Consider the following 14855-nt stretch of genomic DNA (forward strand, 5'->3'; position numbering starts at 1 on the left):
CCGATCTGGTGCAGGAGATCACGGCCGCCAGCCGCGAGCAGACCACCGGGCTCGAGCAGATCAACACCGCGGTGAGCCAGCTGGCGCAGACCACGCAGATGAACGCGTCGGCGTCGGAAGAGCTGAGCTCGACGGCCGAAGAGATGAGCGCCCAGGCGATCCAGCTGCAGGAAATGATCGGCTTCTTCCGTATTGCCGGCAGTGCGGTGGGGCGCGGCGCGCCGGCGAGTAAGGCCCGGGCGACAGGCCCGGTGCAGCGGCGGCGGCATGCCGACGATGAGCTGGTCGACGAAGGATCGTTTACCCGGTTCTGAACCGAGCACCCAACACAAAGCCGGCCTGATGGCCGGCTTGGTGCATCTGAGGCTTAGTCGAACAGCGCGTCGACGTAATCGGTGGCGGTGAACGGCCGCAAATCGTCGATGCCTTCACCCACGCCGATGAAACGGACGGGAACCGGCCGCTGCTTGGCGATGGCGGCGATCACACCACCCTTGGCCGTGCCATCGAGCTTGGTCAGCACGAGCCCGGTCAGCCCCAGCGCATCGTCAAAGGCCTTCACCTGGTTCAGTGCGTTCTGGCCGTTGTTGGCGTCCAGCACCAGCAACACTTCGTGCGGGCCGGTCTCGTCGGCCTTTTGCACCACGCGCTTCACCTTCTTGATCTCTTCCATCAGGTGCAGCTGGGTCGGCAGGCGCCCGGCCGTGTCGACGATGATCACGTCGATGCCGCGTGCCTTGGCGGCGTTCACCGCATCGAACGCGACGGCGGCGGCATCGCCCGATTCCTGCGCGATCACCTGCACGCCGTTGCGTTCGCCCCAGACCACCAGCTGTTCACGCGCCGCCGCGCGGAAAGTATCGCCGGCAGCCAGCAGCACCGATTTGCCTTGAGACTGGAAGTACTTGGCGAGCTTGCCGATGCTGGTGGTCTTGCCGGCACCGTTCACGCCGGCGACCATCAGGATGAAGGGCTTGTGGCCTTTGATGTCGAGCGGGGCTTCGAGCGGGCCGATCAGGCCGGTGAGCGATTCCTTGAGTGCGCCCTTGAGTTCGGTCGCATCCTTCAGGCCCTTGAGTGATACGCGGTCGCGCACGTCCTTCAGCAGATGGTGGGTGGCGTCGACCCCCATGTCGGCGGTGATCAATACCGTTTCGAGCTCCTCGTACAGCTCCTCGTCGATCTGGCCGCCGCCGAACAGGCTGGCGAGGTTCTTGCCTAGCGCGTTGCGGGTCTTGGCCAGGCCCGCCTTCAGGCGATCCGCCCACGACGCCCTGGGCTTGTCCTGCGGCTGGGCCGGCGCTGACGCGCTGACCTGGGCGGGTTCTGTTGCCGTGACCTGGGCTACGGGTAACGCGGCCTGCTCGGAAGCGGGCTCGACGGGCGGTGGGGTGGATTTGGATTTGAAGAAACTGAACATGTTGCGCTTGAAGCCCCGCCGGTGCCGAAGTTGGCCGGCCTGTGCGAGCAAATTGCTAGAATTCTAACTTTTGTTGCCCAGCACGCCCACCCAAGCCGCAATGTATTCACCCATCGAGCCCCATATCGCGGACATCGCGCTGCCCGCTGCCGATCACAACGCTGAGCAATCCGCTGAAAAGGGGGCTGCATCGTGAGCCAGAACGCGCGCAATCAGCTACGCATCGTCGGTGGTGAATATCGCCGCCGGGTTCTACGGTTTCCCGATAGCGAAGGGCTGCGCCCGACCCCGGATCGGGTGCGCGAGACGCTGTTCAACTGGCTGGGACAGGATCTCACCGGCAAGCGCTGCCTCGATCTGTTCGCGGGCAGTGGTGCGTTGGGCTTCGAGGCCGCCAGCCGCAATGCGCAGCGCGTGGTGATGGTCGAGAAGGCCAAGCCGGTACATGCGGCCCTCGTTGCCAACAAACAGGTGCTGGGCGCGAAGCAGATCGAGCTGGTGCACGCCGACGCGCTGGCCTGGCTCGCGCGCTCGCAAGACACATTCGACGTGGTGCTGCTCGATCCGCCGTTCGCTTCCGACCTGCTGGGCAAGGTACTGGCAGTATTGCCAGCGCATCTCGCCCAAGGGGCACTGGTGTATTGCGAGACCGCGGCATGGCCCGAACTCGCGGGCTGGGAACGGATACGTGAAGGAAAGGCGGGCCTTGTCCACTACGGCCTGCTGCGGCACCTGGTTGCACCCACCTGACCGGCGTTGTTTGCCCGGTCGGAACATGGGACAATCGCGATTCCGGCTAGTCCGCTGTTTTTGTTCGCCTTTTTATCTGCGCTACCAAGGAAGTAATCCATGTCTTTGATGATCACCGACGAATGCATCAATTGCGACGTCTGCGAACCCGAGTGCCCCAACCATGCGATCTCGCAGGGCCCGGAAATCTATGTGATCGATCCTAGCCTCTGTACCGAGTGTGTCGGCCACTTCGACGAACCGCAATGCCAGCAGGTCTGTCCGGTCGATTGCATCCCGCTTGATCCGGATCGCAAGGAGAGCAAGGAAGCGCTGATGCAGAAGTATTACGTCATTTCCGCCCAGGCCTGAGCAGAGCCCGCCCATGATGACCCGGCCGCCGCGTGTGCACGATCTTCGCTCCGAAATCGACCAGACGCTGACGGTGGCCGGCACCATGGCCAACGTGTCGCCAGGGCAGGCACTGCAACTGGCGGGCCAAGCGGAGATGCTGGCCGATTCCATCGAGTACCACGCCGGCCTTGCTCGCGCGCTCTATGCCCAGGCCGCTGCCCACAGCGCACTCAACGACATGCCCAAGGCGGCCGAGGTGGTGCGCCAGGCGCTGCACCTGGCCTACGAGCACGGCTTGTGGCCACTCTGGTTCGATACGCTCGATCTGGCCGCTGGCATCGCCTATGACCTCGAGGACTATGAGGCGGCGATCGATGCCTGGCTCAGCAGCATGGAGCGTGGCTACGAGCACGATGCCATGCTGGCGGTGCTGCGCGGCTACGTGGGGCTGTCCAAGGTGTTCTTCATGTATGGCGATGTGCCGACCAAGCGCGCCTTGCTGGAAAAGGCGCGGGCGCTGCTGCCCGCGGTCGGCGACGGCGAAGTCGCGTTCGGCCTCTATATCAACCTGGCGGCCGACGCCTGCCATCGCAGCGATTACGCGCAGGCGCTCGAAGAGCTGGCCGCAGCGGAGGCCATGTTGCCGGAGCTCGGCTATTGCCAGTACGAGCATGAGCTCTATTACTACCGGGGCCACGTGCTGCGGCGCCAGGGGCAGCTGGCGGCGGCGATGCGGCAACTGGAGCGCGGCCTTGCGCTCAATGCCAGCCGCAGCAATCTGTGGGGCACCACGGTCAACCTGATCGAACTGGGCGAAACCTGCCTCGACCTGGGGCAGTTGCACGCGGCCCAGTACTACCTCAACAGCGTGGGCGACGCGCCCAGTCTCTATCTGCGCATGCAGGTGCACGGCGCGCTGGCCCGGGTGAATGCCGCGCTGGGCCGCACCGATCGCGAATTTGGCCACTGGCAACAGCATTTCGCCCTCGCCGAGCAATTGGCCAGCTTCGGGGCGCAGCCGCAGGTGGACGAGGTGCGGCGCAAGGCGCTGGCGGAGCGGATGCGCAGCGTGGAAAAGCGGCTGCAGCCCTGATCACTCGCGATACGGTTCGACCGTGATGTCGGAGCCGCGTGGCGCCTCGGCCGCCTGCGCGACCGGGGCCGGCTGACCTTGCGGTGCGGAGGTCTCGGCAGCCGCGCCGCTCTTGGCGGCATCAACGGCCCAGCCGGCCACCGTGGTCGTGCCCGAGACCGTGGCTTTGCCCACATCCCAGGCCACGCCGGCGGCGGTGGTGGTGACATTGACGGCCGTCGCCGCAACGCTGACGGTGGCCGCGCCGACTGCCGCGACGGTGGAAACAGTGCCGCAACCCGTGATCAGGCTGCTGGCGGCGAGAAGAACGAACAATTTCAAAGGATGACTTCCAAAGAGTGGGTGCAGACGGTCAGACCACGCCGGGTGAGCGGGTTCAAGCCGTTCAGCGCCCCATGCCGCCCACCTGTTGGGCGAGGTAGGTGGCGTAGTTGTCGGTCATGCCGCCGATGAAGTCGAGCACGCGACGGTAACTCTCGTACAGCGGCCACTCGCGGCGCGGGGCATTGTATTCCATCAGGTCGAGCACGCGTTTCATGCGGAACGGCATCTCGTCGGCCACCTTGAGCTGGTAGGCCGCATTGCAGAAGGCGTCGAGCAGGATGTCGAGGCAGGTGAACGAGCCGACCTCGATCTCGATTTTGCGCCGTTCGTTGAAGATACGGTCACGTGCCAGCTGCTTGGCCTCATGGATGCCGTGGCGCATGCTCTCCGGGCAGTCGTTCAGCAGATCGCCCTGGTAGCTGCCGGCCATCAAACGCGGGTACTGGGTGAGGAAGGCCTGCGCCACGTCGCGCACGCAGCGGTCGATCGCCTTGCCGCGCAATAGCGAGATCTTGCGCCGCACCGACGGCGCAGCGGCGATTTCCAGCGCCAGCAGTTCATGCTCGCCGCCACACATCTTCATCAGCACCGGCTCGACCACTTCGAACGGCAGCATTCCGATCTCGATGCCATCCTCCAGATCGAGAATGGCGTAGCAGATATCGTCCGCCGCTTCCATCAGGTAGGAGAGCGGATGCCGCGCCCAGCGGCCGGTTTCCAATATCGGCAGGCCGAGCTCTTGCGCCACCTCGGCCAGCAGCTGCTGTTCGGACTGATAACAGCTGAATTTGCCCTTGGTGCCGGCGTGCTCGCTGGTCCACGGGTATTTCAGCGTGGTACCCAAGGTGGCGTAGGTCAGTCGCAGGCCGCCTTCGAAACGGTGGTTTTCCAGTTGGGTGATGATGCGAAAGCCCTGCGCGTTGCCCTCGTAGGTGATCAGGTCACGCCGCTCCTCGTTGCTGAGGTGCTGCATCAGGAAGGCATGCTCAGGCCGGCGAAACCAGTCGCGGATCGCGTACTCGCCGGCATGGCCAAACGGCGGGTTGCCGATGTCGTGTGCGAGGCACGCCGCCTGCACGATGGCGCCAACGTCATAGGGTGTGACGTGAGCTGGCAGCCGGTCGGCCAGTTTCTGCCCCACCAGCACGCCGAGGCTGCGGCCGACGCAGGCCACCTCGATGCTGTGCGTCAGCCGGGTGTGGACATGATCGTTCTCCGTCATCGGGTGCACCTGGGTCTTGCGGCCCATGCGCCGGAACGGCGAGCAGAACACGACCCGGTCGTGATCCTTGTGGTAGTTGCTGCGCCCGGCTTCGTCGCGGGTATCGGCTACGCGCGGCGCCCCCAGTCGGTCGGCGGCCAGAAGCCGTGTCCAGTCCATCATGATGTCGGTCTTCCGGTTTGGAATGGGTCCATGATACCGGATTGACCAGATCGCCAATTGACGCACCGGCCTGGTGCGTGCGCGCCGCTGCATCGTGTTCGCCAATCCCTTGGCGCGATTGAAGAAACGCCTGTTGCGGGGGGCGGGATTTGGCTAGAATAGCGCGCATTTTTCGGGGCGCAGCCCCGGCTCAACACGTAGCGCGACCAACCCGCGAAACCGGGGTGGCGCGGGGAGACACCATGGCGCTGCTGGAAATTCGCGACGTCGTTAAAACCTTCGGCGATTTCACCGCCGTCAATCATGTCAGCCTGTCGGTCGAGGCCGGCGAATTTTTCACGCTGCTCGGCCCCTCGGGCTGCGGCAAGACCACACTGCTGCGCATGCTGGCCGGTTTCGAGCAGCCCGATTCGGGCGAAATCCTGCTCGATGGCAAGAACATGGCCGGCGTGCCGCCGGAAAAGCGCCCGGTGCACACGGTGTTCCAGAGCTACGCGCTGTTCCCGCACATGACGGTGGCGCAGAACATCGCCTTCCCGCTGAAGATGGCCGGCGTCGCCGCCGCCGAAATCCCCAAGCGCGTCAACAAGGTGCTGGAGGACGTGCGGCTGCAGCAGTTCGCGCGCCGCTACCCGCACGAGCTCTCCGGCGGCCAGCGCCAGCGCGTGGCGATCGCCCGGGCGCTGGTGAACCGGCCGCGCCTCTTGCTGCTGGACGAGCCGCTGTCGGCGCTCGACGCCAAGCTGCGTGAACAGATGCAGATCGAGCTGATCAATCTGCAAAAGGAAGTGGGCATCACCTTCGTCTATGTGACGCACGATCAGGGCGAAGCGCTGGCGCTGTCGCACCGCATCGCGGTGATGAACTCCGGCCAGGTCGAGCAGCTCGATGCGCCCGAGACCATCTACAGCTATCCCAAGAGCCGCTTCGTCGCCGATTTCATCGGCCAGTGCAACCTGCTCGATGCGACCATCGTCGAGATCGGCAGCGAGCGCATGAAGGTCGAGATCGCCGGCGTCGGCGTCGCCGAGGCGTTGCCGGTGGCGGGCGCCCAGATCGGCGGCAAGGGCACGCTGACGCTGCGCCCGGAGAAAATCAAGCTGGGCGCGGCGCTGCCGGCTGACGATGCCAACGAAGTGCACTTCAAGGGCAAGGTGCACGATTGCCTGTACCTCGGGGATGTGACCATCTACATGGTCGAGCTCGATAACGGCATGCTGGTCGAGACCATGCTGCCCAACTCGGCCTCGGGCAAGGCCAAGTTCTTCGACGACGACGATCTGGTCGAGCTGGCCTGGCGCTACGACGCCGGCCATTTCGTGCTGGCATGAGGATGCGGTCATGAACAACCGTCTGGCCAAGTGGCTGATTTCCGGCCCGCCGCTGCTCTACCTGCTGCTGTTCTTTGCCATCCCGTCGGCGATCATGGCATTCGCTGCCTTTCGCTTCCCCGGCGACTATGGCGGCCTATTGCCGCTGGTCGAGGTGAATCCGGAAACCGGCGCGCGCGAGGTGCTGATCAACTTCGGCAACTACGCCGATTTCCTCACCTGGGAGAACTTCCAGCGCTTCTTCGAAGAGCCGATCTATATCGAGCTCTTCCTCAAGTCGTTCTGGTATGCCGGCATCACCACGGGGGTCTGTATCGTGCTGGCCTATCCGCTGGCATGGCTGATCGCGCGCAGCTCCAAGAAGACGCGCGATCTGCTGGTGCTGATGGTGATCCTGCCGTTCTGGTCCAACTTCCTGATCCGCGTCTACGCCTGGATGATCATCCTCGGGCCGCAGAGTTATTTCAGCCAGGTGCTCAACCGCGTGCTGGCGGTATTCGGCATCGAGCCGGTGTCGCTGCTGTTCTCGCAGTTCGCCGTCATCATCGGCCTTGTCTACGTGCACCTGCCGTTCATGGTGCTGCCGCTCTACGCCAACCTGGAAAAGCACGACATGGCCCTGTTGGATGCGGCGCAGGATCTGGGTGCCAACGCCTGGCAGCGCTTCTGGAAGGTGACCTGGCCGCTGTCCCTGCCCGGCGTATGGGCTGGCACCGCGCTGGTGTTCATTCCGGCGCTTGGCATGTTCGCCATCCCCGATCTCTTGGGCGGAACCAACAGCATGATGATCGGCAACCTGATCAAGCAGCAGTTCCTCGATAGCCGCGACTGGCCGTTTGGCTCGGTGCTGTCGATCATGCTGACCTTGTCGGTGTTGCTGATGGCCGCGATCGCGGCGTGGGCGGGCAGCCGGGGGAAGGCGAAGAAATGAAGAAAGTCTCGAACTGGGTCTGGGCGTGTGCGGCGTTGGTCTACGCCTTTCTCTACCTTCCGCTGATCATCGTGGTGCTGTTCTCGTTCAACGATTCCAACCTGAACGCGGAATGGGTGGGCTTCACTTTCAAGTGGTATGAAATGCTGCTCCAGGACGAGGTGATGATCGAGGCGGCGATGCATACGCTGATCATCGGCTTCATCACCTGCATCGTTGCCACCGTGCTCGGCACGCTGGCAGGCTTTGCCATGTACAAGTGGCGCTTGCGGCTGTTGCCGGCGCTGGTGCTCACGCCGATCGCGATTCCTGAGATCCTGATGGGCGTGGCGTTGCTGATCTTCTTCGTCATGCTGAACATGACGCTGGGCCTCGTGTCGATCACGCTGTCACATATCGCGTTCTGCATCGGCTTTGTCGCCATTGTGGTGCGCTCGCGCCTGCAAGGCATGGACGAATCGCTGGTCGAGGCGGCACGTGACCTGGGCGCAAGCCCGATCACCGCATTCCGTGCGATCACCTTGCCGCTGATCATGCCCGGCATCATCGCCGGCGCGCTGATGGCGTTCACGCTGTCGATCGACGACTTCGTGATCTCGTTCTTCACTGCGGGTGTCGGCTCCAACACGCTGCCGCTGGAAATCTATTCTCGGGTGAAGGTGCCGATGAAGCTCAATCCGGAGGTGAACGCGGTGTCGACGCTGTTGATGCTGCTCACGCTCTCGCTCATCCTGGTTGTTTCCAAGGTGGCGCCCAGCGCGTTGCGCGCCGGCGATTGAGTGGACGAAATTGCGTTGTATACAATCGTGGCATAATCGGGCGGATTGCGGAGCGATCCGCCTTTTCTTATGATTTTTCTTTGTTAATCCGAGGGATATCACCGACATGAAAAAGCTGCTTCTGGCGCTCTCGCTGCTGGCCGGCATGGCGCAAGCCGAAGATGTGTTACATGTATACAACTGGAACAACTACATCGCGCCAGAAACGGTGAAGCGCTTCGAGAAGGAGTGCAAATGCCGCGTGGTGCAGGATTACTACGGCGCGATGGAAGAAATGCTGGCCAAGCTAGCGGCCGGTGCCAAGGGTTACGACATCGTGGTGCCGACCGGTTTCGCGATTCCGCCGCTGGTGAAGCAGAACCTGACCCAGCCGCTCGATAAGGCCAAGGTGCCTAACCTGAAGAACGTGAACGCCGCGTTCCTGAACACCGAGTTCGACAAGGGCAACATCTACTCCGCGCCGTACTCGTTCACGACGACGCTTGTCGGCTACAACGACAAGAAGATCAAGGAGCTGGGGATCGATGCGACCAGCTGGGCCGTGATCTTCGACCCCAAGGTGCTGGCCAAGATCAAGGGCAAGGTCACCGTGCTCGACGACAGCCGCGAGCTGTTCGCCGCCGCGCTGATGTACAACGGCTACTCGGCCAACTCGACCAATCCGGCCGAATGGAAGAAGGCCGCCGAGACCATCAAGGCCGCCAAGCCCTACTGGGCCGCGTTCAATACGCAGAGCTACATCAAGGAACTCACCGTCGGCAATATCTGGGTGGCGCATGGCTACTCCAACGACATGTTCCAGGCCAACCAGGATACCAAGGCCGCCAAGCGCCCGTTCGGCATCGGCTACGGTCTGCAGAAGCAAGGCAATACGCTGTCGCTCGACAGCATGGTGGTACTGAAGAACGCACCGCGCCCGGATCTGGCGCATCGCTTCATCAACTTCATGCTCGATGGCAAGAACTCATCCGAGCTCACCAACATGATCGGTTCGGGTAATCCGAACGCGGCGGCTGCCCAGTTCGTGCAGCCGGAGATCAAGAAGATCAGCGCAGTGTTCCCGGATGCCAATTCGATGAAGGGCCTGCAGCAGCTGAAGGACCTGCAGGGCAAGCAACTGCGTGATCTGAACCGCCTCTGGACCGAGGTGAAGACCGCCAAGTAAAGCCTGTGCAGCGCGGTATGCACGCCGCGACTGCGTTGAAAAAGCCGGGCGCGTGCCCGGCTTTTTCACGTACACTCGGGCTCGCGCCGGGCTTACGGCGTGGACCCGGCAAGGTTGGGACAGCCGCGCGACCCGACCCCAGAACCGCACCCGTTCGCGCGCCTTTGGGCTTGTACGATCCCGTACCGTATGCGCAGCTTTCCACCAGTCAGCTATCTGGCCCGCGAGGCCCCACAGACGCGCATCGCCCGCTATTTCCTCGCCTGCTACCTGCTGGTGGTGCTGGTGCTAAGCTTCTACCCGTTCACCGGTTGGCATTACAACGGCGAGCCGGTGCTGGCCTTCTACAGCTACCCGCTGCCGTACTACATCACCTTCTTCGATAACTTTGCCAATGTGCTGGCCTACGTGCCGGTGGGATTGGGCATCGCACTCTTGTTGCGCCGGCGTCTGCTGTCGCTGCTGCTCGGCGTGCTGGGCGGTATCGCGCTGTCGGCGCTGGTCGAATTCGTCCAGCAGTTCCTGCCCGATCGGGTGGCGTCGAACATGGATATCCTGGCCAACGGCACGGGCGCGCTCATTGGCGTCGTGCTGGCGCAATTCGTCGCGAGCCGGCGCTGGCAGCGACGCTGGCTGGTGTTCCGTCACAGCTACCTGGTCGTTGGCCGGCGCGGCGAATGGGGTCTCGTTTGGCTGGGGCTGTGGTTCATCTCGCAATGCGATCCATCGGTGCCGCTGTTTGGCGTAGTGGTCGAACCGGTCGCGCTGCCGCAGCCCTTTATCTCGCCGATCGCCAACGCGCGGCTGTTCCTCGATCTGCTCGAGGGCTGCGGTGTGCTGCTGCACGTGTTCGGGCTGGGGATGTTCGTCTCGGTGCTGGTGCGCCACCAGCGCCATGTGCCGCGGGTGATGGTGGTGACCCTGGTCGCTGGCATTGTGCTCAAGCTGGTATTTGCCGGCATGTTGCTCAAGCCGGACCAGTTCTTTGCCTGGATCAACCTCAATGTGGTGATCGGCGCCGGCCTCGCCTGGTTGTTGCTGGCGCTATGCGCGCACCTGCGGCGGCGGCTACGGGCACTGTTTGGCGCGTGGGCGCTGATCGCAGTCCTGATCGTCGCCTGGTTGTGGCCGCTGGCGCCGCAGTTGTCGGCGTCGCTGGAAATGTTTCGCTGGCGCTACGGCCACTTGCAGCATTTCAGCGGCATGGCGGCGATGGTGGGGGACATCTGGCCGTATGGCGCCATCGCGCTGATGCTGGCGCTGGTGGTGCGCCACGCCGAGGACTGAGGCTCAGGCGTCGATCTGGCGCTCGACGGCCGGATTGATGAAGCGCTGGCCGGCGATCAGCTTGTCCATCATCGCCGGGTCCGCCCACTCTGCCTTCACCTGCTCCGAGAATACGATGTCGGCAAGCGCAATCGGTCCCATGCGCGGGTTATAGGCGTCGTCGCGAAAGGCCTGGGCGTAGCCGGTATCGGTTTCGTGGGCAATGACCGAATGCAGTCGCACGTCGTTGCTCTCACCGTTCTGCATATCGGTCTGCGAAAGCAGTGCGTCGATCACCACGAAGAACAGCCGCGCGAACTGCTCGGCCGAGGGCGACACCGGCAACGCGATCCAGCGCGCCGAGTATTGCTGGCACAGCCGGATGTACTCGGCATCGTCCTTGTCCCAATAGCAGATCGCATGGTCGAACGCATCGATCGCATCCTTGATCGTTCCCTTCATCAGGCCGAAGTCGTAAACCATCTGCCCATGATCGAGCGCATGGGCTTCCAGCAGCACCTCGACCCTGTAGCTGTGGCCGTGGATGGAGCGGCGGCAGCGATCGCTGGAACAGTTGCGCACGATGTGCGCGTTTTCGAACTTGTAGAGCTTGCGGATCAGCATGGCAATTCCCGAGTGGATCGCTCGGGTTTTAACAGAACCCCGGCGACGCTTCAAGCTGGCAATGACGGCAATTCGGCAGCCTGTTAATACCAGTTGCACGCAAACGTGCGGTCACCGGCAGTATCAAGTTCAAACATAATAAATTACTTACATGATATTTATATGAAAGAATTTTGAAATTAAATTGAACGGTGACGTTGGTGAAGGCTTCCTCGGATAGACGCTGTGACTATCCGATTGTCGTAGATAAGTGGCAGAAAATTAGCAGATGACTACACACGAATGCACTAAAAAGCTACATCAGGCTCGACTAATGATGTGTGGCAATATTAGTTTTAATATTAAATAATTTTAAAAAACAGTTAGTTATATATTGTTTGCTGCACTGCAAAAATGACCCTTAAGGTGTTTCCTGTAGTGCATGAGTGGTCTTTGTGGTGCGCGGAAGGTAAGACCACTAGGCGCGCTTACTGGAGGGTGTTGACAAGGGGGGGCGGCTACCCGGTAATCGGAGGCATCGCCCCGGGATTTGCCAGACCGAACTTGGGGTGCGAGGGTGATTCAGCCGTTTTCTTACTAAAAGATGACGCCTTCGGGTGCTGACCAGGCTTATTTTGGCGGTGCCGATAATGCCAATTTCAACAGGATGGAGACCCCTGACTATGTCGACTACTCGACTGTCGCTCGCGCTGCTCCCTGCCGCCCTGATCGCTTCGTATGCGTACGCAGCGTTCCCGGCCTGGCAGGAGGGCAGCACGTATGCCGCTGGCACCCAGGTCAGCTACAACGGCCACGACTATCAATCGCTGGTAACCCATACCGCCTACGTCGGCGCGAACTGGAACCCCGCCGCCACCCCGACGCTGTGGAAGGATCTGGGCGTTTCGACCGGCACCGCCACTCCGACGCCGACCCCGGTCGCGGCGACCCCGACTCCGGTTGTGGCTACCCCCACCCCGGTCATTGCCACCCCCACCCCGGTCGCGGCTACGCCGACGCCGGTCGTGGGCCAATACCCCGAGTGGAGCGCCAGCGCCGTCTACACCGGCGGTCAGCGCGTGATCTACCAAGGCTCGGTATACCAGGCCCAGTGGTGGACGCAGGGCGACAACCCGACTCAATCCGGTGATTGGGGCGTGTGGCGCAAGGTCACCACCGGCGGCCCGACCCCGGTGACGAATACCCCGACGCCGGTGACCAATACGCCGACTCCGGTAACGAATACTCCGACGCCGGTGACCAACACCCCGACACCGGTAACGCCGACCCCGACTCGCGTCACGAATACCCCGACGCCAGTGACACCGACTCCGGTTACACCGAGCCCGACCCCGGTCACCCCGACCGTGACGCCGACGCCGGTTACCCCAACGCCGACCCCGATCCCGGGCCAGGACTGCCGTCCGGATGGCCTCGTCTCCGAAGTCTCGGGCGTGCCGTACTGCACCGTGTACGACGGCGAAGGTCGCGAGAAGCTCGCCAACGGTCTGAAGCGCCGCATCATCGGCTACTTCACCTCGTGGCGTACCGGTACCAACGGCCTGTCGCGTTATATCGCTTCGGATATCCCGTGGGCCGACATTTCGCATATCAACTACGCGTTTGCGCACGTCGATGGCAGCAACAAGGTGTCGATCGGCAATCCGACCGCCGCCGGCAATGCCGCCACCAACATGGAATGGCCGGGCGTCGCGGGTGCCGAAATGGATCCGACCCTGCCGTACAAGGGCCACTTCAACCTGCTGAACAAGTACAAGAAGCAGTACCCGAACCTGCGCACCCTGATCTCGGTCGGCGGCTGGGCGGAAACCGGTGGCTACTTCGCGGACAACGGTGATCGCGTGGCATCGGGTGGCTTCTACACCATGACCACCAACGCCGATGGTTCGGTCAACACCGCCGGCATCAACACCTTCGCCGATTCGGCCGTTGACTTCATCCGCAAGTACAACTTCGACGGCGTGGATATCGACTACGAATATCCGACCACCATGGACAAGGCCGGCAACCCGCTCGACTGGTCGGTTTCCAGCCCGCGTCTGAAGGGTCTGCAAGCCAGCTACCGCGAACTGATGCGCGTGCTGCGTCTGAAGCTCGACAACGCGTCGAAGGCCGATGGCAAGTACTACATGCTGACCATCGCCTCGCCGTCGTCCGCTTACCTGCTGCGCGGTATGGAGGCTTACCAGAGCGCCAAGTACCTCGACTACGTGAACATCATGTCGTATGACCTGCATGGCGCGTGGAACGAGTTCGTGGGCCCGAACGCCGCCCTGTTCGATGATGGCAAGGATGCTGAACTGGCCAAGTGGTCGGTATACGGCGCTGCGCAATACGGCGGCATCGGCTACCTGAACACCGATTGGGCGTTCCGCTACTTCCGCGGCATGCTGCCGGCCGGTCGCATCAACGCCGGTATGCCGTTCTACACCCGTGGCCACAAGGATGTGCAAGGTGGTACCAACGGTCTGTGGGGCACTTCGCCGAAGTCGGCCAACTGCGGTCCTGGCCTGACCGAGTGTGGTGTGGGTGCGGTCGGTATCGACAACATCTGGCACGATCTGGATCAGAACGGCAAGGAAATGGGCGCCGGTTCCAACCCGATGTGGCACGCCAAGAACCTGGAAAAGGGTATCGCGGGTAGCTACCTCGCCCAGTACGGCCTGTCGGCTGCTGACCTCGTCGGCACCTACGTCCGCAACTACGACGCGACCCTGGTTGCCCCGTGGCTGTGGAACGCCCAGAAGAAGGTCTTCATCTCGACCGAGGACGAGCAATCGATCCAGAAGAAGGCCGAGTGGGTGAATACCAATGGCGTCGGTGGTGCGATGTTCTGGGAAATGGCCGGTGACTACGACTGGAACGCCAGCAAGGGCGAGTACCAGGCTGGTTCGACGCTGACCCGCCTGTTGGCCTCCAACTTCCGCGCCGCTACGCCGTATGGCAACAAGCGTGCGAAGAAGGCGATGCCGGGTGAGACCGTGGACATCCAGTTCGACCTGACCAACTTCAAGCTGGGCGATCAGAACTATCCGATCAACCCGTACCTGAAGATCACCAACAAGTCGAACGTGACCATCCCTGGCGGTACCAAGGTGCAGTTCCAGTATGGCGTGTCGGCCCCGGGTACCATGGCTGACCAGTCGGGCGCAGGTCTGCAGACCATCGCTTCCGAGCATACTGGCAACAACATCGGTGGCTTCAAGGGTGACTTCCACACCGCCGAGTTCGCGCTGCCGTCGTGGCAGTCGCTGGCTCCGGGTGCATCGATCGATGTCACGCTGAACTACTACCTGCCGGTCGCCATGCCGACGAACTTCATCGTTACCGTCAATGGCAAGCAGTACAGCATCAAGCAGGAATATCCGAACCTGCCGGCTGCTACCCTGCAATAAGCGCAGTCTGTAGTATCCAGACGGGCAAACCTTCGGGTTTGCCCGTTTTTTTATAGGGAG

13 protein-coding genes and 1 pseudogene are annotated in these 14855 nt (G+C 62.5%); 10 read left to right on the top strand and 4 right to left on the bottom strand.

What is annotated here, in order from left to right:
- A pseudogene (locus tag NLI84_RS17090) lies at positions 1-314 on the top strand (methyl-accepting chemotaxis protein); the annotation flags it as partial.
- Positions 315-367: 53 nt separating this feature from the next.
- On the opposite strand, the gene ftsY reads toward NLI84_RS17090, so the two are convergent.
- The gene (gene ftsY / locus NLI84_RS17095) at positions 368-1420 is read right to left on the bottom strand and encodes a signal recognition particle-docking protein FtsY (RefSeq protein ID WP_255991989.1); all 1053 of its coding nucleotides are present in this window, start codon (positions 1418-1420) and stop codon (positions 368-370) included.
- Positions 1421-1612: 192 nt separating this feature from the next.
- Here ftsY and rsmD point away from each other — a divergent pair, with 192 nt between their 5' ends.
- From rsmD to NLI84_RS17110, 3 genes are all read left to right on the top strand, one after another.
- Entirely contained in the window at positions 1613-2170 is a 558-nt protein-coding gene (gene rsmD / locus NLI84_RS17100) for a 16S rRNA (guanine(966)-N(2))-methyltransferase RsmD (RefSeq protein WP_255991990.1), read from the top strand.
- Positions 2171-2269: 99 nt separating this feature from the next.
- On the top strand, positions 2270-2521 hold the full coding sequence (locus NLI84_RS17105) for a YfhL family 4Fe-4S dicluster ferredoxin (RefSeq protein ID WP_255991991.1): 252 nt from the start codon (positions 2270-2272) through the stop codon (positions 2519-2521).
- A 34-nt stretch (positions 2522-2555) separates the two neighbouring features.
- Positions 2556-3596 (top strand): hypothetical protein, encoded by a 1041-nt coding sequence (locus NLI84_RS17110; RefSeq protein ID WP_255991992.1) that lies wholly within the window; start codon positions 2556-2558, stop codon positions 3594-3596.
- On the opposite strand, the gene NLI84_RS17115 is transcribed toward NLI84_RS17110, so the two are convergent.
- Both NLI84_RS17115 and NLI84_RS17120 read right to left on the bottom strand, forming a co-directional pair.
- Positions 3597-3917 carry a hypothetical protein gene (locus NLI84_RS17115; protein ID WP_255991993.1) on the bottom strand — a complete coding sequence of 107 codons (321 nt, stop codon included), beginning with the start codon at positions 3915-3917 and terminating at the stop codon, positions 3597-3599. It lies immediately after the preceding gene.
- A 64-nt stretch (positions 3918-3981) separates the two neighbouring features.
- A complete protein-coding gene (locus NLI84_RS17120) occupies positions 3982-5304 on the bottom strand; it encodes a deoxyguanosinetriphosphate triphosphohydrolase (RefSeq protein ID WP_255991994.1) in 1323 nt (440 codons plus the stop codon).
- 242 nt (positions 5305-5546) lie between these two features.
- On the opposite strand from NLI84_RS17120, the gene NLI84_RS17125 reads away from it, so the two are divergent.
- The 5 genes from NLI84_RS17125 to NLI84_RS17145 all read left to right on the top strand — a co-directional run bounded on the left by NLI84_RS17125 (position 5547) and on the right by NLI84_RS17145 (position 10797).
- Positions 5547-6635 (top strand): ABC transporter ATP-binding protein, encoded by a 1089-nt coding sequence (locus tag NLI84_RS17125; protein ID WP_255991995.1) that lies wholly within the window; start codon positions 5547-5549, stop codon positions 6633-6635.
- Positions 6636-6645: 10 nt separating this feature from the next.
- Positions 6646-7566, top strand: coding sequence for an ABC transporter permease (locus tag NLI84_RS17130; RefSeq protein ID WP_255991996.1), 921 nt, complete (start codon positions 6646-6648; stop codon positions 7564-7566).
- The gene (locus tag NLI84_RS17135) at positions 7563-8345 is read left to right on the top strand and encodes an ABC transporter permease (protein WP_255991997.1); all 783 of its coding nucleotides are present in this window, start codon (positions 7563-7565) and stop codon (positions 8343-8345) included. Before NLI84_RS17130 ends, NLI84_RS17135 begins: the two co-directional genes overlap by 4 nt.
- 106 nt (positions 8346-8451) lie before the next feature.
- The gene (locus NLI84_RS17140) at positions 8452-9510 is read left to right on the top strand and encodes a polyamine ABC transporter substrate-binding protein (RefSeq protein ID WP_255991998.1); all 1059 of its coding nucleotides are present in this window, start codon (positions 8452-8454) and stop codon (positions 9508-9510) included.
- 189 nt (positions 9511-9699) lie between these two features.
- Positions 9700-10797, top strand: coding sequence for a VanZ family protein (locus NLI84_RS17145; protein WP_255991999.1), 1098 nt, complete (start codon positions 9700-9702; stop codon positions 10795-10797).
- A gap of 3 nt (positions 10798-10800) precedes the next feature.
- Here the strand turns inward: NLI84_RS17145 and NLI84_RS17150 are convergent, their stop codons facing one another.
- Positions 10801-11400: a 6-pyruvoyl trahydropterin synthase family protein gene (locus tag NLI84_RS17150; protein WP_255992000.1), complete on the bottom strand. Its 600-nt coding sequence runs from the start codon at positions 11398-11400 to the stop codon at positions 10801-10803.
- Positions 11401-12062: 662 nt separating this feature from the next.
- Between NLI84_RS17150 and NLI84_RS17155 the strand changes: the two genes are divergently transcribed.
- Entirely contained in the window at positions 12063-14795 is a 2733-nt protein-coding gene (locus NLI84_RS17155; RefSeq protein ID WP_255992001.1) for a chitinase C-terminal domain-containing protein, read from the top strand.
- Positions 14796-14855 lie beyond the last annotated feature (60 nt).

Source organism: Chitinolyticbacter albus, from assembly GCF_024437655.1.
Taxonomy (GTDB): Bacteria; Pseudomonadota; Gammaproteobacteria; order Burkholderiales; family Chitinibacteraceae; genus Chitinolyticbacter; species Chitinolyticbacter albus.